Here is a 22,268-nt window from a genome sequence, read left to right as displayed (position 1 = left end):
ATATGAGTGAAGCTGCTCCCTCTCCTTTGGAGAGGACTGGGGAGAGGCCTACTTAGTAATACATTTTAAATTTAAATACAATCATGAAAAACCTGAAGATGATGGCCCTTGCTGCCATAGCCATTTCGTTTGCATCATGCAGCGACGACGACAAACCACAACAAGTAATAGAAAACGAAGTAATAACCACCGTAACCGCTACCCTTACCCCTACGGCAGGAGGTACATCTATTGTACTTAAATCACAGGACTTAGACGGCGATGGGCCCGATGCTCCCGTGGTTACCGTAAGCGGAAGTTTTGCAGCAAACACTGCCTACACCGGAACGGTTACCTTCCTTAACGAAACCGTGTCTCCGGCCGAGGACATTACCACAGAAATTGAGGAGCTGGGTATAGAGCACCAAATCTTTTACCGCCAGAGCGGCCTGGGTACCTTTGCCTACGCTGATGCTGATGACAACGGCAACCCGATAGGACTGAATTTTACCTACAACACAGCAAACACAGCTGCGAGTGGCAACCTTACAGTAACACTAAGGCATTTACCAACCAAAACAGCCTCAGGAGTTTCGGGTGGTGATATAACCAATGCAGGCGGTAGTACCGATGCCGAGGTTGTATTTCCGGTAAGCATACAATAACCTCAGCAGGCACATCGGACAGTTACCACAAATATTTTGTACGGTAATACTGATGTGCCTTTTCTGTTCTTAATTCAGATTTTCCTACAAACCAATAAATTATCACCAAAAATTATAGACAAAAACAAAATTTATTTAAAATAAATATTCCAAAAGAGTAAATTCACCCGAATTTTGCCAATTATCATTTTAGTAAAAAAATACTGCATTTTTTGTTAATTTATTTTTGTAATTTAGGTATACTATTAAAAATCAGGCACCTAATACACAATCTATGAATTCAAAATTTACCAACATTATTCGTATCTGCCTTGGAATTATATTAATACTTTTCGGCGCCAATAAAATCTATTCGTTTATTCCCCTGCCCCAACCAACGGCCGAAGCATCCAGCTTTATAAGCTCGCTTACCGATACCGGTTATATGCTCTCACTCATTGCTATAGCCGAAATATGCATTGGCATTATGCTGGTGTTTAAGCTTTGGGTACCCTTTGCCCTGCTGGTACTGGTACCGCTGTCATTAAACATATTATTATTCCATTTATTCTTAGACGTACCGGGCATAGCTGCCGCCATAGTGGTAGCCGCACTAAACTTTATATTACTCTACAAGAACCGCCGGCGCTACGTTCCGTTGTTCCGGGAAGCATATTAAGTGTATCCACACTAAAAATTCAGGTCCGGCACGGATTACATCATCCGCCCATTTTTCATACAAGCACACCCCTCCCGATGTAGTCCGTGCCATTTCTTTTATCAGGTATACTTCATTACATTTGTACTAAAGCCCATAGTATGAAAAAGATTTCTATTGCTTTGGCCGCAACAGCCATAAGCCTAAATGCTACTGCACAAATGAAAGACCTGAAATATCCGCAAACCCGAAAGGACAACACCGTAGATAATTATTTTGGCACCCCGGTGCCAGACCCGTACCGCTGGCTGGAAGACGACCGCAGTACCGAAACCGCAGCCTGGGTAAAAGCCGAAAACCAGGTTACCGATGCCTACCTGGCACAGATACCCTTTAGAGATGCCATAAAAAAGCGCCTGGAGCAACTGTGGAACTACGAACGCATATCGGCTCCGTTTACACAGGGCGACTTTACTTACTACTACAAAAACAACGGCCTGCAAAACCAAAGCGTGCTGTACCGCAAAGGCAAAGACGGTAAGGAAGAAGTATTTCTGGACCCGAACACGTTTAGCAAAGACGGCACCACTTCGCTTTCATCAGTTACCTTTAATAAAAAGGGCGACCTGGCTTCGTATATGATATCGGAAGGAGGTAGCGACTGGGGGAAAATCATTATCATTGATGCCATAACCAAAAAACAACTGGGTACCATAGAAAACGTAAAGTTTAGCGGCATGGCATGGTACGGCAGCGAAGGCTTTTACTACAGCACCTACGACAAACCCGAAGGCAGCCTGCTTTCGGCCAAGACCGACCAGCACAAGCTGTATTTCCACAAACTGGGTACAGAGCAAAAAGACGATACGGTGATTTTTGGCGACAGCGAAAAAAACCGCTACGTGGGCGGTTACATTACAGAAGACCACCGCTACCTGGTGGTAACGGCCGCTAACAGCACCTATGGTAATAAGCTGTATATAAAAGACCTGAGTAAACCGGGCAACATCTTTACTACTGTGGTAAACGACTACAATAGCAGCACCGGCGTAATAGACAGCAAAGGCACTACCCTATACCTACGCACCGACTACAAAGCGCCAAACAATCGCGTGGTAACGGTAGATGCTGCACACCCACAACAGGAAAACTGGAAAGACCTTATCCCCGAAACAGAAAATGTACTATCTATTACCGATGGTGGTGGCTACCTGTTTGCCACTTATATGAAAGATGCCATTTCGGTGGTAAAACAGTTTGACTACAGCGGCAAGCTAATACGTGAAATAAGCCTGCCGGGCATTGGCACGGCGTCGGGTTTTGGCGGAAAGCATGAAGAGAAAACACTGTACTACTCGTTTACCAACTATGTAACGCCAGGTAATATTTACGCTTTCGATCCTAAGACGGGAAAATCTACCCTGTACCAAAAACCTAAAATTGGTTTTAACAGCGAAGACTACACCAGTGAGCAGGTATTTTATACCAGTAAAGACGGCACTAAGGTACCTATGATTATTACCTATAAAAAAGGCCTGAAACGCGACGGCAAAAACCCAACGATGCTGTACGGCTATGGCGGGTTTAACGTAAGCCTTACCCCAGCGTTCAGTATATCGAATGCGGTGTGGCTGGAAAATGGCGGTGTGTATGCCGTGCCAAACCTTCGCGGTGGTGGCGAGTACGGACGCAAATGGCACGATGCCGGTACTAAGCTGCAAAAACAAAACGTATTTGACGATTTTATTGCCGCTGCCGAATACCTTATCAGCAACAACTACACCTCATCAGACTACCTCGCCATACGCGGAGGCAGTAACGGCGGCCTGCTGGTAGGCGCGTGCATGGCCCAGCGCCCCGAGTTATTTAAAGTGGCACTGCCCGCTGTAGGCGTTATGGACATGCTGCGTTACCAAAAGTTTACAGCAGGTGCAGGTTGGGCATACGACTACGGTACTGCCGATGATAACAAAGAAATGTTTGATTACCTGAAGGGGTATTCTCCCGTGCAATCGCTAAAAAAAGGTACACATTACCCTGCCACGCTGGTTACAACAGGCGACCATGACGACCGCGTGGTACCGGCGCACAGCTTTAAGTTTGCCGCCACACTGCAGGAATGCCAGGGCGGCAGCGCACCGGTACTGATACGCATAGAAACCAATGCCGGGCACGGTGCAGGAAAATCTATAGCGCAAACCATAGCCGAGCTTACCGATGTACAGGCGTTTACGTTGTTTAATATGGGGATTAAGTTATAAATTCACAGTCATGGGAATCAACTGTAAACTGTGAACCGTAAACTTAAAACATATACCCCAGCTGCAACGAACCGTAACAAAAACCGGTAATCACGTTATTACTGAGTTCTTTGCCGCGGTAATTAAACACGTAAGCATACGTCCAGCGGCGGCGGCCGTATTTAATACCGGCCTCGGCATTAAACCGGAAAGGTATAAGCGGAAAGGTTACAGGGCTTTTATCGTTAAACGGACTGCCCTGTATGGTAGTATCATAATTCATGTACTGCACTTTTGGGTTAAAGTACAGAAAGAGTTCGTAGCGGCTTGCAAAATCCTTATCTCCCGAAAGGTGTCCGCCGTACAACGAACTTTCGTACAACGGCAGTAAGTTCCCTTTAAGGCTTACCCGCGCCATAGCCTCTACAGACAGGCTGCGCCATATAGTACCCAGCTGCCCTTCGGCCTGCAGGTGGAAATCGGTTTTTTCGTGATAGGTTTCCGGGAAAATTTTATGGCTGTAAAAAGCATTAAGCTGCACGGCAGGCGTGGTGGTTATCTGGTATTCCCAGCCGTGTATGCGGTGGTAGCCTAACATTTTGTGGAGGAATTTCTGCGCTTTTTCTGCTCCGCTTTCGGGTCCTACTACGCCCAGCTGCATGTTTACTTTAAGCAGGTTTTCACTTTTAAAAAAAGTATTAATTCCCGCCTGGGCAAACAGGTATCCTGCAAAAGGGCGATCGTGCACATCGATACTTGCAGCGCGTACACTTTGCGGATTGTACATGTACTGCCCCACACGGAACTCCCATATCTTTTTGGCTACGTTTTCCGAACGGACATTGCCCAGATAGCGGTAAAAAAACTCTAAACCATTAGTATAATACTGGTCGGTAACCGGAGAAGTATACAAATCATTATCACTGATAATACCAGCTTCAGAGGGCTTTTGGGCAAAAGCTACACATCCGCACAGGCACAGTATTAACAATGATTCACGCAGCATTAGTACTTAAGCTTTACGTAGCGCATGTGTTTCAGTATGCGTGATTTGCGCCTTTCTATATAGGCAGATGAGTTTTTGGCCTTATACTTCAGCGGATTTGGCAATATGGCCGCTATGCCCGCCGCATCATATTTACTAAGGTCGGCTGCCGGCTTATCGTACCAGTACTTAGATGCCGCCTGGGCCCCGTATACGCCATCGCCCATTTCTATGCTGTTCAGGTATACTTCCATAATGCGCTCTTTGCTCCACAGAAGCTCTATCAGCACCGTAAAATACGCCTCAAAAGCCTTACGCACATAGCTGCGCCCCTGCCACAGGAACACGTTCTTAGCGGTTTGCTGGCTTATGGTACTGCCGCCTTTTATGCGTTTGCCCTTGCTGTTGTTTTTATATGCCTTAAACATGGCACTGAAATCGAACCCGTGGTGATCCTGAAAGGTAGCATCTTCACTGGCTATTACAGCACGTTGCAGGCGTGGCGAAATTTCCTCTATAGGCACCCAGTCGTGCTTGCAGTGCAGGGACTCTCCGTTAAATTTCTGCTCGAAGGCGCGGGTTATCATCAGCGGGGTAAACGGTACCGGTACCCAGCGGAAAAACAGCACGGAAAACACCGAAATGAGGAAAAACCACATGGCAACTTTATAAAACAGGCGAAGTATTTTTTGAAACATACGGGTTAGTGTGTAAAGGCGTTGCGAAATTACAAATTTTAGGTATTAGTTTTCAGTCACAGTCGCAGTTTTCAGTTATTACACAGAGTCCCTCTATGGAAGTGTAAAGTTCCCAAGAGTTTTCTCCCGCTCTCAAAGGCAAAAAGGGCATTTTATCAAAATCACTAAAAATCCGCAATTGCGAAGCATCCGCATCATCCGCGTTCCACTGCACCCCTGAAACTTTACCAAAAACATACCCTTGCCCCGCCCAAAAATATACCATACATTTACAGAAACACACTACTCCATGCGCTGGACTTTTGCCCCGGAACCTGATTCACTGATTATAAACCACCTTACCGATGTACTGGGGGTAGACCGCCGTATAGCAACCCTGCTGGCACAGCGCGGCATCAGCACGTTTGAGGAGGCGCGGCAGTTTTTCAGGCCGTCTCTGGCCGACCTGCACGACCCCTACCTGATGAAGGATATGGACAAAGCAGTAGCACGCGTGGAGCAGGCTTTGGTTAACGGCGAAAACATTCTTGTTTTTGGCGATTATGATGTAGACGGCACCACGGCAGTTTCGCTGATGAGTGGCTACCTGCGCAGTATTTACCCCAATGTAGACACCTACATCCCCGACCGCTATGCCGAGGGTTACGGCGTTTCGTTTGCGGGTATCGACTATGCCGATGACAACGGTTGCACCCTGATTATAGCACTCGATTGTGGCATTAAAAGCCCCGACAAAGTGGCCTATGCCAAAGAAAAAGGTATCGACTTTATTATTTGCGACCACCACCGCCCCGGCGATACCCTGCCCGATGCCGTAGCGGTACTGGATCCGAAGCGTGAGGATTGCACCTACCCGTACGACGAGCTTTGCGGCTGTGGTGTGGGCTTTAAATTAGTGCAAGCCTTGGGTGCCAATCGTAACCAAACGATTATGGATTTACTCCCCTGGCTGGATTTGGTGGCTACTGCCATTGCTGCCGATATAGTACCCATAACCGGAGAAAACCGTATACTGGCTAAGTTCGGGCTGGACGTGATAAACAGCAATCCGCGCCCCGGCATAAAGGCATTGGTGCAAAATGCCAAAAAACAACAACTAAATATAAGCGATGTGGTGTTTCGTATAGCGCCGCGCATTAACGCCGCCGGGCGTATAAGCCACGGTAAACACGCGGTGGCATTGCTTACCGAGTTCAGCTTGCAACAGGCAGAGGCATTTGCCGCCGAGATAGAAACCTTTAATGCCGACCGCAAGGAACTGGACAAGCAGATAACCCAGGAAGCCCTGCGGCAAATAGACCGCAACAACGACCACAACCGTTACAGCACCGTGGTGTACCAGGAAGACTGGCACAAAGGGGTGATAGGCATTGTGGCGTCTCGGCTTACCGAAACCTACTACCGCCCTACCCTGGTGTTTACCAAAAGCGGCGATAAGTTGGCCGCATCGGCGCGCTCTGTGCGGGATTTTGATATTTATAACGCCCTTGAGGCTTGCGCCGACTGCCTGGAGCAGTTTGGCGGGCATATGTATGCAGCGGGGCTTACACTAAAGGAGGAACAGTACGAAGCCTTTAGGGAAAAATTTGAGCAAGTGGTGCAAGACACTATTTCTCCGGAATTACTTATCCCCGAAATCAAGATAGATGCCGAACTGGACCTGGTTGATATAACCCCGAAGTTCTTTAGGATATTAAAGCAGTTTGAACCCTTTGGGCCGGGGAATATGACGCCGGTGTTCTTAACGAAAGGACTGCGTGATACAGGCTTTGGACGGGCCATTGGTGCCGACAGTGAGCACCTGAAATTGTTTGTAAAACAAGGCGGCAGTGAGGGTTATAGCGCCATAGGCTTTGGCCTTGCCAAAAAGAAACACCTTACCGAAAACACTGCTTTTGACGCCGTATACAGCATTGATGAAAACGAATGGAATGGCGAGGTTAGTTTGCAGTTAAGGCTAAGGGATGTGAGGAGTGAGTATAGCTGTTAAGCAAGTACTGGCTTTAGGGCTTTTTGTGTTTTAACACATTCCACAATATGACTACTATTCCAATGATATGGAATAAAAACAAAACCAGAATACTGAGCATTGACGTGTGCCCTAATTCAATAAACACGTCTCTATTTCTAGCCATATATGAATTTGGTTAAACAGTTCTGCGGTTAACCACAGCAGGCCGAAATAACAAACAATGACCAGCACTCTATTATATCGGAGTAGGCTTTTATGCAACAGAAAAGTCAGCATTAAAAAACTACCAATCTCAAAAAAAGATAGATCAGTGTATTCATTGTTTGGTTTTGATTGAGAAATGTAAACTTACAAAAAATCAAAAGCATAAAAAACAGCAATCTAAGACTCTTAAAGCACAGATGAAAACAAGTGGAACGGCGAGGTTAGCTTGCAGCTACGGCTTAGGGATGTGAGGGGTTGAGTAGGGGTTTATTTGTAATTATAAATATCACAATCTATTTCTGCTCCTACAGCGTGTACAAAATCCAAAACCTCTTTACTAAAACTGAGTCCGGGAGTTTCCTCCCCGTGATAGATTACAACTTCCAATACAAAACAAATTTCAGGATTCTCAGTTTTCAGCTTTAGAAATTCTTCTTTATGCTGAGCCAATACGGCAATAAGACGATCTATTTCTTCACCAAAAATCGGGTTAATCAACTTTGCGGAAGAGTAGTCCCAGCTTGTGCAAACCGGTGTTTTACCGCGCTCAAACATTTTACTGAACCGGGTAGGCAACAAAGAAAGGCGAAGATTGAACCACTCTAAATCAATAGATTCATTTTCTGTTTTGGCTGCGAAATAAACATAACCTGTTGTATCCATAATATCGCTAATCTAAATAATCCATTGGGTAGGTTTTTTGCTTGTACTTTATATCTATAGCTTTAAAAAAGGCACGGCGGTTTTCGTCCAGTTCGGGTATGGGTAAAAATGTGCCGGGCGCTACGGGGGTGCCTATTTCACGAAACAAGTCTTCCAGTCCTGCCGGCACTACGGTGCACAGCAGCCGTGCATAGGCGTCGGATGTGTTTTTAAAGCAGTGTATGGCACCACCCATGGGTATGTTTACAAAGCCGTCTTTACGTACCAACTGGTTTCCGGCTTCGGTTTTAAAGGTGAGTTCGCCTTCCAGCACGTAGAACATTTCCTGTATTTCGGGATGCGAATGCGGCGGAGGACCACCACCGGGAGGCACTACCATTTCTATAACGGCATAGGCACCACCGGTTTGCGAACCGTCTATAATAATGCGGTAATTGCCACCCGCCACAGCAAGGGCTTCACCTCCGGTTTTATGTGTAATGGTTATGTTTGGGTTCATAAGGTTGTTTATTATTCTGAGATTTAGCTTCGCTGAACCTAGAGATTCCTCGGCTCCGTTGCACTTCGCTCGGAATGGAAAGCATGTGGTTCCATGTCGAATGCAGCCAAGCGGAATTGAGACATCTCTTCCAAATATGTAATGACATGGTTTTCTCGCAAAGCCGCTAAGGCGCAAAACTTTTTGGATTTTGCCTAAAGATAGAATTTTTTACCAAACAAAAACCCACAAAGCCGTAGCCTGCGGGTTTTAAATATTTTAAGGGTTTAGAGATTCCTCGGCTCCGTTGCACTTCGCTCGGAATGGAAGAGGATTACACCAGTCCGTTTGCCACAAGGTATTCGGCAATTTGTACCGCGTTTGTAGCAGCACCTTTACGAAGGTTATCGGCAACAATCCACATATTAAGTGTATTTGGTTGGGTTTCGTCACGGCGGATACGGCCTACAAACACCTCATCTTTACCTTCGGCATATAGCGGCATAGGGTAATCGGCATTAGCGGTATCATCCTGAACAACCACACCCGGAGTGTTGCTTAGCATTTGGCGTACTTCAGCAAGATCAAAATCATTGCTAAACTCCACGTTTACGCTCTCGCTGTGCCCGCCCACGGTAGGGATTCGCACAGTAGTAGCCGTAACACGGATGCTGTCATCGCCCATAATTTTCTTGGTTTCCTTAACCATTTTCATTTCCTCTTTGGTGTAGCCGTTGTCTTCAAACACGTCTATCTGAGGAATAGCATTACGGTGAATAGGGTATTTGTACGCCATTTCTCCCTCTATGCCTGCGTACTCGTTTTCAAGCTGTTTTACAGCCTTAACGCCGGTACCGGTAACGCTCTGGTAGGTAGAAACCACCACGCGCTCTATGTTGTATTGTTTGTGCAGCCCAGACAGTGCCAGTACCATTTGTATGGTAGAACAGTTAGGGTTAGCTATTACCTTATCTTCGGCAGTAAGTGTAAACGCATTAATTTCGGGAACCACCAGCTTGTTAGCCGGGTTCATCCTCCATGCGCTTGAGTTGTCTATTACGGTAGTACCTGCTTCGGCAAACTTAGGTGCCCACTCCAGTGAAGTGCTTCCCCCAGCCGAAAAAAGCGCTATTTGCGGCTTCAGGCTTACAGCAGTTTCCAGGCTTACCACCTTATATTTATTGCCCTTAAATTCAATCTCCTTACCTACCGACCTTTCTGAGGCCACAGGTATAAGTTCGGTTACAGGGAAATTTCTTTCTGCCAGTACTTTAAGCATTACTTCGCCTACCATTCCGGTAGCGCCAACAACAGCAACTTTCATAGTATTTATGTGATTAATAAATTATTTCGGGTCAAAAGTAGTTATAAAAGCGTTTCAAACTTAAAATTTATAACAAAGAAATACCGCCCTTGCGGGGCGGTTTTGTTAGAAAATAGAATATGTCGTGTAGCGGAAACTTAATATCACAAAATGTTACATATAAAACAATATATTTTAAATATAACTTATTTTAGCTGCAGACGAAATTTATTGTTTCGCCCTTAGTGCGTCGCGTATCTCCATAAGCAGCTTTTCCTCATTAGTAGGTGCAGGCGGGGCAGCTGGTGCGGCTTCTTCTTTTTTGCGGGTAGCATTGATGCCTTTTACTACCAAAAACAGTGCAAAAGCCACAATAACAAAGGAAATAATATTAGAAAGGAAATTACCGTACTTTACCGCCGTACCCGGTATGGTAAGTTCGGCAAGGTTACTCAGCTTTGCTGCTTTAAGTGCAGGAGTAAGGATAAGCGGTGTAATAATATCATCTACCAGTGATTTTACAATATTATTAAACGCAGCTCCTATAACCACACCGACAGCAAGGTCTATTACATTACCTTTAAGGGCGAAGTCTTTAAATTCTTTCATTAATGCCATAAGCAAGTCTTTTAGTTTTCTTTTTGTTTAAGTGAATTACTAAGATAAGGATTTTTTTTGAGGTTTGAAGAAGAATGAACTAATCAAGAAATGAAGCTTTCTAAACTTAATCTAATTAACTATATTTGAACGTAACAACTAAACCACCCAATACATATGAAAAATCATTTATACATTATCTGTTTCATTTTCTTCTCACAATTAACCATTTGCACCGCACAGGAAGACAAAATTAAAATCCCCGACACGAACGACAAATATGCCGAGTACGTTAAAAAACTGGAAAATGGTGAAACCGATATTGACTACACCGATTTTAGGAACAGTTTTGTAGACAGCAAAATGTTCTCAAAAAAATCAACCAACTACCGTGATATTCAAAAAAAGTTGTTTGAAGCCATAAATAAAGGTGATTACAACGAGGTAATAAAAGCGGCTAAGGCCATGCTAAGCATTGATTACACAAGCATGACGGCACACATGTACCTGCAAAAAACGTATAAAATATAAGGTGATACCGCAAATAGCAAAAAGTACCACGACATAGAATTTGGTTTAATAAACTCTATCATGAAGAGCGGCGATGGTAAAACCTGCGATACCGGCTGGCATGTTACCCAGATTGAAGAGGAGTATTTTATACTCAATGTGGTTTTAGACGGCGATTTTCAAAAGCAAAGTTTAACCAGCGGAACCAAAAACACCTGCGACAAAATGGATATTAAAAATGAAAAAGGAGAAGTAATATCTTATTTTTTTGAAGCCAATAAGGTGCTTGAAGCCGAAGCAAAAATGTTTGGAGGAAATTAATCCAAACATCTTTGCTTAACAGATACGAGATAAAATAATTACTCCTTATAAAACACCCTTTTTACCCGTTGTGATATACTGGTAAGTATTTCGTAAGGTATGGTTTCCAGCACTTCGGCCATTTCGTGTACGGTAGGGCCTTCACCAAAAATTACAGCGGTATCGCCCTCTTTGCAGTCGATACCCGTAACATCTACCATAAGCATATCCATACAAATGCTCCCTAATATCGGGGCTTTACGACCGTTTATGGTTACATACCCCTTACCATTGCCCCATGCCCTACGAATGCCGTCGGCATAACCTATGGGCAGCGTAGCCACACTTACGAGCTGGCGTGCCATATAACGGCGACCATACCCTACACTATCTCCGGCAGGTACCTGTTTTATTTGCAGGATTACTGTTTTTAGCGTACCCACATTTTGCAGGAACTTTTGTTCGGTAGCGTCGTTACCCACACCGTAGAGACCAATACCCAGGCGCACCATATCGTACTGCGACTGTGGATAGTGGTAAATACCCGACGTGTTTAGTATATGTCGGATGGGTTTTATGGTAAGCGCTTCGGTAAGCACAGTAGACCACGCCTCAAACTTGCTTATCTGTTCTAATGTAAAGTCGCGGAATTGCGGACTATCCGATGCCGAAAGGTGCGAGAAAATACTGCGTACCTCAACAAAGTTATTGTTACGCAGCAGGCTTATGAGTTCCTCAAGCTGGTTCTCCTGAAAACCCAGGCGATGCATACCGGTATCCAGCTTTATATGTATGGGGTAATTACTTAAATTCTTTTGTTGTGCCAGGGCAATGAACGCGCGCAGTTCCTTAGCCGAATAAATCTCGGGCTCCAGGTTATACGCTATCATCGACTCAAACGCCGTATTTTCGGGATTCATTACAATAATCGGGGTACTGATGCCTGCATTGCGCAGGTCGATTCCCTCATCGGCAAAGGCTACCCCCAGGTAGTCTACCTTTTCGTGGCTCAGGGTTTTGGCTATTTCGTAGCTGCCCGCCCCGTAACCAAAGGCTTTTACCATAACCATAATTTTGGTTTCGGGTTTCAGCCTGCTTTTATAAAAGTTCAGGTTGTGCACCACGGCGTTCAGGTTAATTTCCAGTACGGTTTCGTGGGTCTTTTCTTCAAGAAGCACCACAATTTCATCGAACCTGAAACTGCGCGCACCCTTAACCAATATGGTTTGATCGTTAAAACCCGACGGCTTAAAGTTGGCCAAAAACTCCTTGGTATCCTTATACGGATAAAAGTTCGGGAAATCAGCCAGCTCACGGCTTATGGTTTCGCCTATGCCTATCACGCGGCTTATGTTATGCCCGGCAAGCAGTTTGGCAACCTTGGCATACAGCACCGATGTATCAAACCCGCTCTGGAAAACGTCCGACAGTATCACCGTTTTCTCCTGATGGGTTTTGTGCTGCTCTAAAAAGTCGAGTGCTATTTTTAGCGACTGATAGTCGGCGTTAAAACTATCGTCTATAATGGTACAGTCATTAATGCCATTTTTTACCTGTAGTCTCAGCTCCACAGGGTACAACCCAGCCATGCGCGCAGCAATAGTTTCGGCGCTGTAATCCAGGCTCAGCATAGTCATAGCACAGCTTATGGCGTTCTCTACCGATGCATCATCGGCAAACGGAATGTTTATATCAAAACTACCACGGTAGCTAAAGGTAAGTTGGGTTCCACCTGCTGCTGCCACGCGATGAATGTTTACTACGGCATTTTCATCGTTATACCCCCAGCTAAACGTGTGCACCCCATCGGGCACCAGGTTGATAACCTCAGCATTGTTTTGAAGCACCAAGGTTTTAACATGGGTAAACAGCTTTAGCTTTTCAGATACTTTTTGGGCACTGTTCTCAAAACCTTCGTCATGAGCTGAACCAATATGCGTAAGAATCCCTATAACCGGGCGGATGATGGGCTCCAGTTTTTCCATTTCGTCCACGGTAGAAATACCCGCCTCAAAAATACCCAGGTCATGGTGTTCGTTTATACCAATAACCGAAAGCGCCACCCCTACCTGTGAGTTGTAGCTCTTAGGGCTTCGGATAATGTTATAGTCGGGGCTTAACAGATAGTTGAGCCACTCTTTCACAATGGTTTTTCCGTTACTGCCCGTTATGGCAATAACCGGGAAATTGTACAGCTGGCGGTAGTATATGGCAAAATCCTGAAGGGCTTTTAGGGTATCGGGTACAATGAAAAAATTGGCTTTACCCTCACTCCCTGCGGGGACGTGGTTTACCACAAAATTCTGCACGCCTTTTTCTATCAGCGCAGGAATAAACTGGTGGCCGTCGCGGTTTTGTCCGGTAAGGGCAAAGAAAAGAGTACCGCCGTTGTTTTGCAGCGAACGGCTGTCTATAGACACGTTGTCTATTTCCATATCGGGTTGTATACCTTCAAAACGGGCATACAGCGCCGGGGTAATATGTTTTATGTGGACGCTCAAGGTTTAAGTTTTTTGGGATGTTGCCTTGTGCTGAATACACGTGATATTGTTATCGAGTCTTTGCCTACAATGTAAATTATCTTCATATTCCAAAGCACAGCAAAACGAACATTTGTTTTACCTGTTTTAGGCCGGAGTGGAAATTTATCGGGAAAAACAGAAAGGCTGTCAACCAATTTATGCACTTTCTCGAATACCATAAGGGCATTTTGAGGGCTATCCTTTTTTATATATTCTATTATGGCAATAAGTTCATCTGAAGCTTTTTTAGTCCACTGTATCCTCATTTACCAAAAATCATTTGTTTGACTTCTTCGGAAGTATAGGTTTCAAGGGTGCCTTCTTCAAGTTGTTTTAAAGTATCTTCTAAATCTTCCATGAATTCTTCATGGGTTACAGGATTACCCTGCGCATCATATCCTACAATATTTTCTTCATCTAAAATATCAGATATTCTTTTAAGCAACCTGTCATCTGAAAGGCCGAGGATTCTCTGGGCAACATTTATTTTCAATTTTTCTGATTCCATGGCCGTCATCTTTTACTGTAAAGTTACAAAAACAAAGCCATTTATTTTGGTTCACCCGAAGTTTTCTTCCCCTCCTGCTGTTCTCTTATAGCCGCATAATACGCCGCCCTGCTTAAGGGTTCGTATTCCTCGGTTTCGCCCAAAAGTACAAGCTTGTCGTTTTGTGCTTTACGGAAGCTGTAGTGCGCCAGGTTTCCGGTGCGGGTGCACACCGCGTGTACTTTGGTTACGTATTCGGCGGTAGCCATAAGGGCAGGCATGGGCCCAAACGGGTTTCCTTTAAAATCCATATCAAGCCCGGCTACAATAACGCGGATACCGTTATTGGCCAGGTCATTACACACGGCTACAATTTCATCATCAAAAAACTGGGCTTCATCTATGCCTACTACTTGGCAGTCCTGTGCCAGCAGGCGTATCATGGCAGCTGATTCTACAGGCGTACTGCGAATTTCGTTACTGTCGTGAGACACCACCATTTCGTCATGGTAGCGTGTATCTACTGCCGGTTTAAAAATTTCTACCTTTTGTTTGGCAAACTGCGCGCGTTTCAGCCTGCGTATCAGTTCCTCGGTTTTACCCGAAAACATTGACCCGCAGATGACCTCGATCCACCCGAATTGCTCTTTATGATTTACTGTATTTTCAAGAAACATTTTATACCTTCAGCCTGTAAAAAACAGAAATGTTTTGCGTTACTTTGTGTTGAAACAAAAATATTAAAAAAGTAGTCCGCCACGCCCGAATACGCCAAAAGTTATGAAGAAAAAGTTAGAAGCCGAACTGATAAGCATTGCGCACCGCATCCTGAAACTGAAAAACAGGGCCGAACTGGATCAGCTACAGCAGGAAACCCTGAACCTGTACCAGAAAATATCGGTGCTTAAGTTTGTTGAAGATAATTTTAGCGACGTGAAGCCCACCATAGGCTTTGGTATGGCCGAACAAAAGCTGGAGGACATATATAATGTTATTGAAACTGCACCCGAAACAGTTTCTGAAATAACTGCACCCGAAAAAGAGGAAACTACTGAAGAAATCACCGCTGTACCTGTATCGGAAACTGCACCTGCTAGCATAGAAACAGAGGAAGAAACCCCGTTTGCCGAAACTACCGAAGAAACGGAAGTAGCAGTAGAGGAAACCATTGCAGCAGAGCCTGAAGCTACTGAAGCTGAGGAAACCCCTATCGCAGAAGAAGAAGCCGTTGAAGAAACTGATGTAGAAGAAATTCCGGAGGAAGAACCGGCTACCGAGGAACCTGTTATAGAGGCTACTACCCCTGAAGAGGAAGCACCTGCCGCAGAAGAAGTACACCATTTGGCAGAACAGCCGGTATCCCACCACAGGGAAGAAATTACAGCTGAAGTTAGCTTGCACGAAGATGAACAACAGCCCGTAACCGAAGTGCCGGAAATGCCGGAAGTAGGTACACTGCCCGAAACAGCAGGTGAAGATACCGAGAACGGTACCGGCGAAGGCATAGACATACCTACAGGCGAACCGGCAGTATCTGAAGAAGAAGCTGAGATAACCGAGGAGACAACCGGAACCGAAATAAACTTTGATAGAAAAGAACCTGCTAAGCAACGCGAAATAGTATTTGAGGATTTTAGTGGGTTTGTACAGCCTGAATTTGTAAAGAAAGAGGAAGACAAACCTAAAGAGGAACCTAAGGCTGAGCAAGCTCCGGCGCCAACATTTGACGACTGGATGAACTGGGAGCCAAAGAAAGATGAACCGAAAGAGGAAGAGCCAAAAGAAACACCCAAGACCGAACCTGTAAATCCGGTGGATGACTGGATGAACTGGGAACCTACTAAAGCTGAAGTGACAACACCGGCAGAACCGGAAACTCCTAAAGAAGAACAGAAAGAGGAACCCAAAGCCGAGCCGGCAGACGACTGGCGCAACTGGGAACCTTCTAAACCTGCCTTCAGCGCACCTATAGAACCTGAAAAACCGAAAGAAGAACCAAAACCCGTTCCGGCAGACGACTGGACGAAATGGGAACCTTCTAAACCTGCATACTCGGCACCGATTACAACCCCGGAAGCCCCAAAAGAAACTCCGAAGCCTGCCGCACCTAAGTTTAACGACGGTTTTGTGCGCGCCATGAGCCTGGGGCTAAACGATCGCATAGCGTTTGAAAAGCACCTTTTTGGCGGAAGCAGCGAAGACCTTAACCGTGTGGTATCTCAACTGAATACGATAAATACCTTTGATGAGGCGAAGGATTTTATAGCCGACCTTGTAAAGCCCGACTACAACAACTGGGCCGGTAAAGAAGAATATGAAAACCGCTTTATGGAGCTGGTAGAGAAAAAATTTAGCTAATGGGCAAGCTGTATATAGTCCCCACCCCCATAGGCAACCTGGAGGACATGACATTTAGGGCCATAAAGGTGCTAAAGGAGGTAAACCTCATTCTGGCGGAAGACACCCGTACCAGTGCCAAGTTGCTGAAGCATTTTGAAATAGGTACGCACATGATGAGCCACCACATGCACAACGAGCATAAAACAGTGGAAAGCATAATACAACGCCTTAAGGCCGGCGAAACCGTAGCCCTGATAAGCGACGCGGGTACACCCGCCATATCCGATCCCGGGTTTTTACTTACGCGTGCCTGTGTGGAAAACGGCGTTGATGTAGAGTGCCTGCCCGGTGCCACTGCCTTTGTGCCTGCACTGGTAAACAGCGGACTGCCTAATGATAAGTTTGTATTCGAAGGTTTTTTGCCGGATAAAAAAGGAAGGCAAACGCGCTTTTTGGCTTTAGCCGAAGAAACCCGTACCATGATATTTTACGTTTCGCCGCATAAGTTGGTAAAGACGCTCGGAGAGTTTGCGCAATACTTTGGAGCAGAACGCCCGGTATCTGTATCGCGGGAGCTGAGCAAACTGCACGAGGAAACCGTACGCGGCACAGCGACTGAAGTACTGGAACACTTTACCAAAAAAGAACCTAAGGGCGAAATTGTAGTGATAGTGGGTGGCGCTGTTGTAGAGAAGAAAAAGAAACGGGAAGACCGGGAGGAGTAACTTTTCTTTTTGAGATTCCTCCATTCCGCTGCGCTTCAGTTGGAATGGAAGAACGCTCCGTACCTCCGCTATGACGTACCGAATGTGGGGGAGCGAATTAGACACAACGTTCTTCAGCTCTTGCCATTGTGAAAGCAGTGAAGCAATATTATAAAACCAAAACCAACCATGAGAACATTCGTTTTATTCTTTTTGTCGGTAGTAACAGTGTTTGTTTCATGTAAAAATGAACCTGCGGATAAACCACAGGAAAACACAGAAAACACATCAACTCCGAAAAAAGAATTCGAAACAGTAAAGTTCAAAAATCATACTGCAAAAGCAATACTACTTTCTGCCAACATAAGTATTTACGATAACCAGCAGAAAAAGACAGGGACGTTAGGTAATCCTGCCATGGAGGAAGTGGAGATTACTGCTGTATCTAACAAAATGTACAATACTGACGGAAGCACGGACTATTGCGAAACAGCTAACTTTATAAAAATAGTTTACAAAGGGCAGACATATATAGTTTTTGGGGCTGAAGTTTATGAAAACAATACCACAAGCATATTCTCCTTTAAAAACACAGAGGGAGTAGCATTTAATATTTTCCCTGCTACACATTTTCAAATGGGCGCATCGGATAAGGATGGCCTTACCGAGTGTGATGAATACCATGTGTTAGTAATTAAAAACGAGGTAACCAAAACTTTCTCCTTGATCGGTTATCCTGAAAATGAAAACATCCACAATAAAAAACAACTTGGCAAGGCAGTACTTTTTGACGACGACGGCTCAGAAGAAACAATTTATAAGGTCCTTGTAAGCGGCGATACGCTTTCATTTGGGATTAAAGCAATGTATCAGGAGGGTGGTAGTGCATTTTACCTGAAAGCACTTTTCAGCAAGAAGTTCACAAAATCGTTTATTACTAATTTCAGGAGATATGAATATAATGAAATGGATGAACTGGAATTACTAAAATAATACACAAGTAATTATTAATTTTCTCAGACCGTACACCAATCCCTCAACAAAAACACAACTCACCCCCTACATTAATCAACTGAACCACTGCCATTAGCAACAGGCTTTTATATGCATACATAAAAAAATAAGGTTTTTCTTATTTGTGATTATTTTGTCGAAAATAATAGCATTTATATCGATATTTAACAACAGTGGTGAATATTGTTATGATTTTACATTTACATTTACGTAAATCGAAATTATAAGATATGAAAAAAAACCTACTCACTCTGGCTCTGGCAGCCGTTACCGGGTTTACTTTTGCGCAAAGCGGAAAGCAATTCTGGACAGCTACCTCAACCAAAACCAACCTGACCACATTTACCAACCGCCAGGCATTGCCCACTAAAAACCTGTACGAACTGGATACAGAAGGCATTAAGCTTACCCTGGCAGCCGCACCGCTACGCGGCACCTCAAAATCTACCGTTATTGTAGCGTTCCCGGACAGCGAAGGCAATATGCAGCGCTTCCGAATGTATGAAGCCCCAAACATGGATGCCGAACTTGCCGCCCGCTACCCCGAAATTAAATCGTATGTGGGTATAGGCGTAGAAGATCGCAACGCTACCATCCGCCTTAGCGTATCGCCGTTGGGGGTACACAGTATGCTTACCTCAGCCGACAAACCGGCTGTATTTATAGAGCCTTATACCACTGATCTTACAACCTATTCGGTATACAAGCGTGCCGACAAAAAACAGGCGTTTACAAAATTTGACTGCTCGGTAATGGACAATGCCCTGCAGGAAATCCCTAAAAACTCACTTGCCTACCGCCCTAACGCCGATGACGGCACCCTGCGCACCTACCGCCTGGCCATGAGTGTTACTGGTGAGTACACGGCTTACTTTGGCGGCACCAAGGCACTGGCGCTGGCAGCCATAAACACCACACTTACCCGCGTAAACGGTGTTTTCGAAAAGGACTTTGGCGTAAACATGGTACTGATAAGCAATACCGACAGCGTTATTTATACCAGTTCATCTACAGACCCATACGGCAGTACCGATGCTAATTATAACACCGAACTACAAAGCACCCTTACCAGTGTAATAGGCAGCGCCAATTACGACATTGGCCACCTTATGTCGGCCATAGGTAATAACGGTAATGCGGGTTGCATCGGCTGTGTGTGTGCCAGCGGCAAGGGCAGTGGGTATACCACCAGTACTGCACCCGTAGGCGACAACTTCGACATAGACTATGTAGCCCACGAAATGGGTCACCAGTTTGGCGCTAACCACACCTTTACATTTAGCAATGAAGGTACCGGCGCACAAATGGAGCCCGGCAGCGGCAGCACCATTATGGGCTATGCGGGTATTACCGGCAGCACCGACGTGCAGGCGCACAGCGACCCGTTTTTTCATGCGTACAGTATACAGCAGGTAACAAACTATGTAAAATCTACCACCTGCCAAACCAATACGGCAACGGGCAACACTACACCAACCGTTAATGCAGGTGCTGACTATACCATTCCGAAAGGTACACCCTTTATGCTAACGGGTACCGGCAGCGATGCCAATGGCGATGCCATAACGTATGACTGGGAACAGATGAACTCGGGCACAGTTACCACAACCAACCCAAGCACCACAGCCACCAGTGGTCCGGCATTCCGTTCGTTTGTGCCGTCTACAAGTGGGGTGCGTTATTTCCCGAGGATGGCTACCATAAAAACCGGGGCAACCTCATGGCAATGGGAAGCCGTACCAAACGTAGCCCGTACACTAAACTTCCGCCTTACCGTACGCGATAACCATGCGGGCGGACCTGCAAACAACAGCGACGATACCGTGATTACTGTTAACGGTACCGCCGGGCCATTTACTGTAAGTGCACCGAATACTGCTGTGAGTTGGGCCGCCGGAAGCACCCAAACCGTTACCTGGAGCGTGGCAGGTACAACCGCAAACGGCGTTAACGCAGCCAATGTAGACATACTGCTTTCTACCGATGGAGGGGACACCTACCCTATTACCATTTTGGCAGGAACGCCAAACGACGGAACGCAAAGCATTACCGTACCAAACAATATTGGCACTCAAAACCGTATAATGGTTAAGGGTAGCAACCACATATTCTTTGACATAAGCAATACAAACTTCACTATAACATCGGCTTCTACCGATACTACTGCCCCCACTGCCCCTACCCTTACCGCAAGTGGTACTACAAGCACCACTACTAACCTAAGCTGGAGTGGCGCTACAGATAACGTAGCCGTTACCAGTTACGACGTATACCAGGGTACAACGCTCCTTGGTAATGTAACAACCACAACCTATGCCGTAACCGGGCTTACCCCTTCTACTACTTATTCGTTTACCGTAAAGGCAAAAGACGCAGCAGGAAACGCATCGTTAGCAAGTAATGCAGTAAGCGTAACAACATTAGCAAGCAGTGGTGTAACTTATTGTACCAGCAAAGGAAACAGCGTAAGTGATGAGTACATCGGCAAAGTACAGTTGGGCACCATAAACAATACCTCTACAGGTGGTACGGGCTACAGTGATTTCACATCGATATCTACAAGCCTTACAAAAGGCACTGCCTATACCATAACCATTACCCCTACCTGGACAGGTTCAAGCTACAGTGAAGGTTATGCTGTATGGATAGACTACAACGCAGATGGTGATTTTGCCGACACTGGCGAACTGGTATGGAGCAAAACCGCAAGTACCACTACCCCGGTTACAGGTACCTTTACCCCGCCTACAACGGCTATTACAGGCACAACCCGCATGAGGGTATCCATGAAATACAACGGTGTACCCACATCGTGTGAAAGCTTTAGCTATGGCGAAGTGGAAGACTATACAGTAAACCTCGCCGCAGGTGGCGGAACCACTCCTGTAACGTATTGTACCAGTAAAGGAAACAGCGTAGCAGATGAGTATATAGGCAAAGTACAGTTTGGCACCATAAACAACACCTCTACGGGTGGTAGTGGCTACAGCGACTTTACCTCAATTTCTACAAATGTTACTAAAGGTACTGCTTACACCATAACCGTTACCCCTACCTGGACGGGCTCTACCTACAGCGAAGGTTACTCGGTATGGTTAGATTATAACGCCGACGGTGATTTTGCCGATAGCGGTGAGCAGGTTTGGACAAAAACTGCGAGCACCACCACTCCGGTAAGCGGTACCTTTACCATACCTACCACAGCCGCTACGGGCAGCACACGCATGAGAGTGTCTATGAAGTACAACGGTGTGCCTACATCGTGCGAAACATTCAGTTATGGCGAAGTGGAAGACTACACCATAGTAATAGGCTCGGCAGCAAGGGGCGAAAGCTCTGTAGTGGTATTGCAACCGGCCATTACACTATACCCTAACCCGGTAAGCGATGTGCTTAATGTAACAAACATTAGCCACAAGGCTACTTACCGCATCTTTAACATGCTGGGGCAGCAGGTAGCTACAGGCAGCCTGACTGATGGCAACACAAACGTAAGCCAGCTTACACCGGGCACCTATCTTATAGAAGTATCCGATGAAACTACACGCACTACGCTACGTTTCATCAAAAAATAAAGTTATTATGTAATCTGTTTTTTCTGGGCTGCCTTCGGGCGGCCTTTTTTTATGATTGGTGTTTTATACAAAAAACAGTCTATGAAACGGCATGATTCTTCCTAAAAATAATTTTACCACAAGGTGCACAACGCTTTTCACGGGGTGCACAAAGTTGTTATTTCTGGATAGAGAACACAAGGACTTTCCTACGGAAAGTTAAAACAGGGAACTATTTGCCGGACACTAATCCCTTTACACTCTTTTAGCTTTCCTACGGAAAGCCTTTGTGTCCATATTTAAGAATAACCGAATTATTTAGAGGCTTTTGTGAACTTTGTGAAAAACTTTGTGTCCTTCGTGGTAAATAATTCTCAACAAACGGCTAAACATTTTCGCCCAGACGAAATCTCATT

19 protein-coding genes and 1 pseudogene are annotated in these 22,268 nt (G+C 45.4%); 10 read left to right on the top strand and 10 right to left on the bottom strand.

Translation table 11 applies throughout. The features are described 5' to 3' along the window. The first annotated feature begins 83 nt into the window (after nt 1–83). The 3 genes from ACLI1A_RS03745 (at nt 84) to ACLI1A_RS03735 (ending at nt 3,542) form a co-directional block, all read left to right on the top strand. A complete protein-coding gene (locus ACLI1A_RS03745) occupies nt 84–644 on the top strand; it encodes a type 1 periplasmic binding fold superfamily protein (RefSeq protein ID WP_411406224.1) in 561 nt (186 codons plus the stop codon). 274 nt (nt 645–918) lie between these two features. After that, the gene (locus ACLI1A_RS03740) at nt 919–1,302 is read left to right on the top strand and encodes a DoxX family membrane protein (RefSeq protein WP_411406222.1); all 384 of its coding nucleotides are present in this window, start codon (nt 919–921) and stop codon (nt 1,300–1,302) included. 140 nt (nt 1,303–1,442) lie between these two features. Beyond that, on the top strand, nt 1,443–3,542 hold the full coding sequence (locus ACLI1A_RS03735) for a prolyl oligopeptidase family serine peptidase (protein ID WP_411406220.1): 2,100 nt from the start codon (nt 1,443–1,445) through the stop codon (nt 3,540–3,542). 43 nt (nt 3,543–3,585) lie between these two features. Here the strand turns inward: ACLI1A_RS03735 and ACLI1A_RS03730 are convergent, their stop codons facing one another. Continuing rightward, nucleotides 3,586–4,527, bottom strand: a complete 942-nt coding sequence (locus ACLI1A_RS03730) for a lipid A deacylase LpxR family protein (RefSeq protein WP_411406218.1) — start codon at nt 4,525–4,527, stop codon at nt 3,586–3,588. Beyond that, nucleotides 4,527–5,204 carry a monofunctional biosynthetic peptidoglycan transglycosylase gene (mtgA, locus tag ACLI1A_RS03725; RefSeq protein WP_411406216.1) on the bottom strand — a complete coding sequence of 226 codons (678 nt, stop codon included), beginning with the start codon at nt 5,202–5,204 and terminating at the stop codon, nt 4,527–4,529. Before mtgA ends, ACLI1A_RS03730 begins: the two co-directional genes overlap by 1 nt. A 289-nt stretch (nt 5,205–5,493) precedes the next feature. Between mtgA and recJ the strand changes: the two genes are divergently transcribed. Continuing rightward, nucleotides 5,494–7,194: a single-stranded-DNA-specific exonuclease RecJ gene (gene recJ, locus ACLI1A_RS03720; RefSeq protein ID WP_411406214.1), complete on the top strand. Its 1,701-nt coding sequence runs from the start codon at nt 5,494–5,496 to the stop codon at nt 7,192–7,194. A gap of 453 nt (nt 7,195–7,647) precedes the next feature. Here recJ and ACLI1A_RS03715 read toward each other — a convergent pair whose 3' ends face one another. The 4 genes from ACLI1A_RS03715 to mscL form a co-directional block, all read right to left on the bottom strand. Further along, the gene (locus tag ACLI1A_RS03715) at nt 7,648–8,043 is read right to left on the bottom strand and encodes a DUF4279 domain-containing protein (RefSeq protein ID WP_411406212.1); all 396 of its coding nucleotides are present in this window, start codon (nt 8,041–8,043) and stop codon (nt 7,648–7,650) included. A 7-nt stretch (nt 8,044–8,050) separates the two neighbouring features. Further along, nucleotides 8,051–8,542, bottom strand: coding sequence for a cupin domain-containing protein (locus tag ACLI1A_RS03710; RefSeq protein ID WP_411406210.1), 492 nt, complete (start codon nt 8,540–8,542; stop codon nt 8,051–8,053). 313 nt (nt 8,543–8,855) lie between these two features. Further along, on the bottom strand, nt 8,856–9,845 hold the full coding sequence (locus tag ACLI1A_RS03705; RefSeq protein WP_411406208.1) for an aspartate-semialdehyde dehydrogenase: 990 nt from the start codon (nt 9,843–9,845) through the stop codon (nt 8,856–8,858). A gap of 207 nt (nt 9,846–10,052) precedes the next feature. Next, the gene (gene mscL / locus ACLI1A_RS03700) at nt 10,053–10,442 is read right to left on the bottom strand and encodes a large-conductance mechanosensitive channel protein MscL (RefSeq protein ID WP_411406206.1); all 390 of its coding nucleotides are present in this window, start codon (nt 10,440–10,442) and stop codon (nt 10,053–10,055) included. Between the two features lie 156 nt (nt 10,443–10,598). Between mscL and ACLI1A_RS03695 the strand changes: the two genes are divergently transcribed. Both ACLI1A_RS03695 and ACLI1A_RS03690 read left to right on the top strand, forming a co-directional pair. Beyond that, nucleotides 10,599–10,952 carry a hypothetical protein gene (locus ACLI1A_RS03695; RefSeq protein ID WP_411406204.1) on the top strand — a complete coding sequence of 118 codons (354 nt, stop codon included), beginning with the start codon at nt 10,599–10,601 and terminating at the stop codon, nt 10,950–10,952. Nucleotides 10,953–10,967: 15 nt separating this feature from the next. Continuing rightward, a pseudogene (locus ACLI1A_RS03690) lies at nt 10,968–11,252 on the top strand (DUF4919 domain-containing protein); the annotation flags it as partial. A 38-nt stretch (nt 11,253–11,290) separates the two neighbouring features. Here ACLI1A_RS03690 and ACLI1A_RS03685 read toward each other — a convergent pair. Genes ACLI1A_RS03685 through ACLI1A_RS03670 form a run of 4 tightly spaced genes read right to left on the bottom strand, consistent with a single transcriptional unit; the run spans nt 11,291 to nt 14,917 of the window. Then, a complete protein-coding gene (locus ACLI1A_RS03685; protein WP_411406202.1) occupies nt 11,291–13,732 on the bottom strand; it encodes a bifunctional UDP-N-acetylmuramoyl-tripeptide:D-alanyl-D-alanine ligase/alanine racemase in 2,442 nt (813 codons plus the stop codon). Next, nucleotides 13,729–14,019, bottom strand: a complete 291-nt coding sequence (locus ACLI1A_RS03680) for a type II toxin-antitoxin system RelE/ParE family toxin (protein ID WP_411406200.1) — start codon at nt 14,017–14,019, stop codon at nt 13,729–13,731. The genes ACLI1A_RS03685 and ACLI1A_RS03680 overlap by 4 nt, the downstream gene beginning before the upstream one ends. Further along, nucleotides 14,016–14,261 carry a hypothetical protein gene (locus ACLI1A_RS03675; RefSeq protein ID WP_411406198.1) on the bottom strand — a complete coding sequence of 82 codons (246 nt, stop codon included), beginning with the start codon at nt 14,259–14,261 and terminating at the stop codon, nt 14,016–14,018. The genes ACLI1A_RS03680 and ACLI1A_RS03675 overlap by 4 nt, the downstream gene beginning before the upstream one ends. A gap of 41 nt (nt 14,262–14,302) precedes the next feature. Next, nucleotides 14,303–14,917, bottom strand: coding sequence for a thymidine kinase (locus ACLI1A_RS03670; RefSeq protein WP_411406196.1), 615 nt, complete (start codon nt 14,915–14,917; stop codon nt 14,303–14,305). 103 nt (nt 14,918–15,020) lie between these two features. Between ACLI1A_RS03670 and ACLI1A_RS03665 the strand changes: the two genes are divergently transcribed. The 4 genes from ACLI1A_RS03665 to ACLI1A_RS03650 all read left to right on the top strand — a co-directional run bounded on the left by ACLI1A_RS03665 (nt 15,021) and on the right by ACLI1A_RS03650 (nt 21,873). Continuing rightward, nucleotides 15,021–16,598 (top strand): hypothetical protein, encoded by a 1,578-nt coding sequence (locus tag ACLI1A_RS03665; protein ID WP_411406194.1) that lies wholly within the window; start codon nt 15,021–15,023, stop codon nt 16,596–16,598. Beyond that, entirely contained in the window at nt 16,598–17,305 is a 708-nt protein-coding gene (gene rsmI, locus ACLI1A_RS03660) for a 16S rRNA (cytidine(1402)-2'-O)-methyltransferase (RefSeq protein WP_411406192.1), read from the top strand. Before ACLI1A_RS03665 ends, rsmI begins: the two co-directional genes overlap by 1 nt. Before the next feature lie 168 nt (nt 17,306–17,473). After that, nucleotides 17,474–18,277, top strand: coding sequence for a hypothetical protein (locus tag ACLI1A_RS03655; protein ID WP_411406190.1), 804 nt, complete (start codon nt 17,474–17,476; stop codon nt 18,275–18,277). 251 nt (nt 18,278–18,528) lie between these two features. Continuing rightward, entirely contained in the window at nt 18,529–21,873 is a 3,345-nt protein-coding gene (locus ACLI1A_RS03650; protein WP_411406188.1) for a reprolysin-like metallopeptidase, read from the top strand. Nucleotides 21,874–22,268 lie beyond the last annotated feature (395 nt).

Source organism: Flavobacterium sp. RHBU_3 (assembly GCF_046613565.1).
GTDB lineage: Bacteria > Bacteroidota > Bacteroidia > Flavobacteriales > Flavobacteriaceae > Flavobacterium.
The sequence above is the reverse complement of the archived record's forward strand: the minus strand, read 5'-3'. Positions and strand labels throughout refer to the sequence as shown.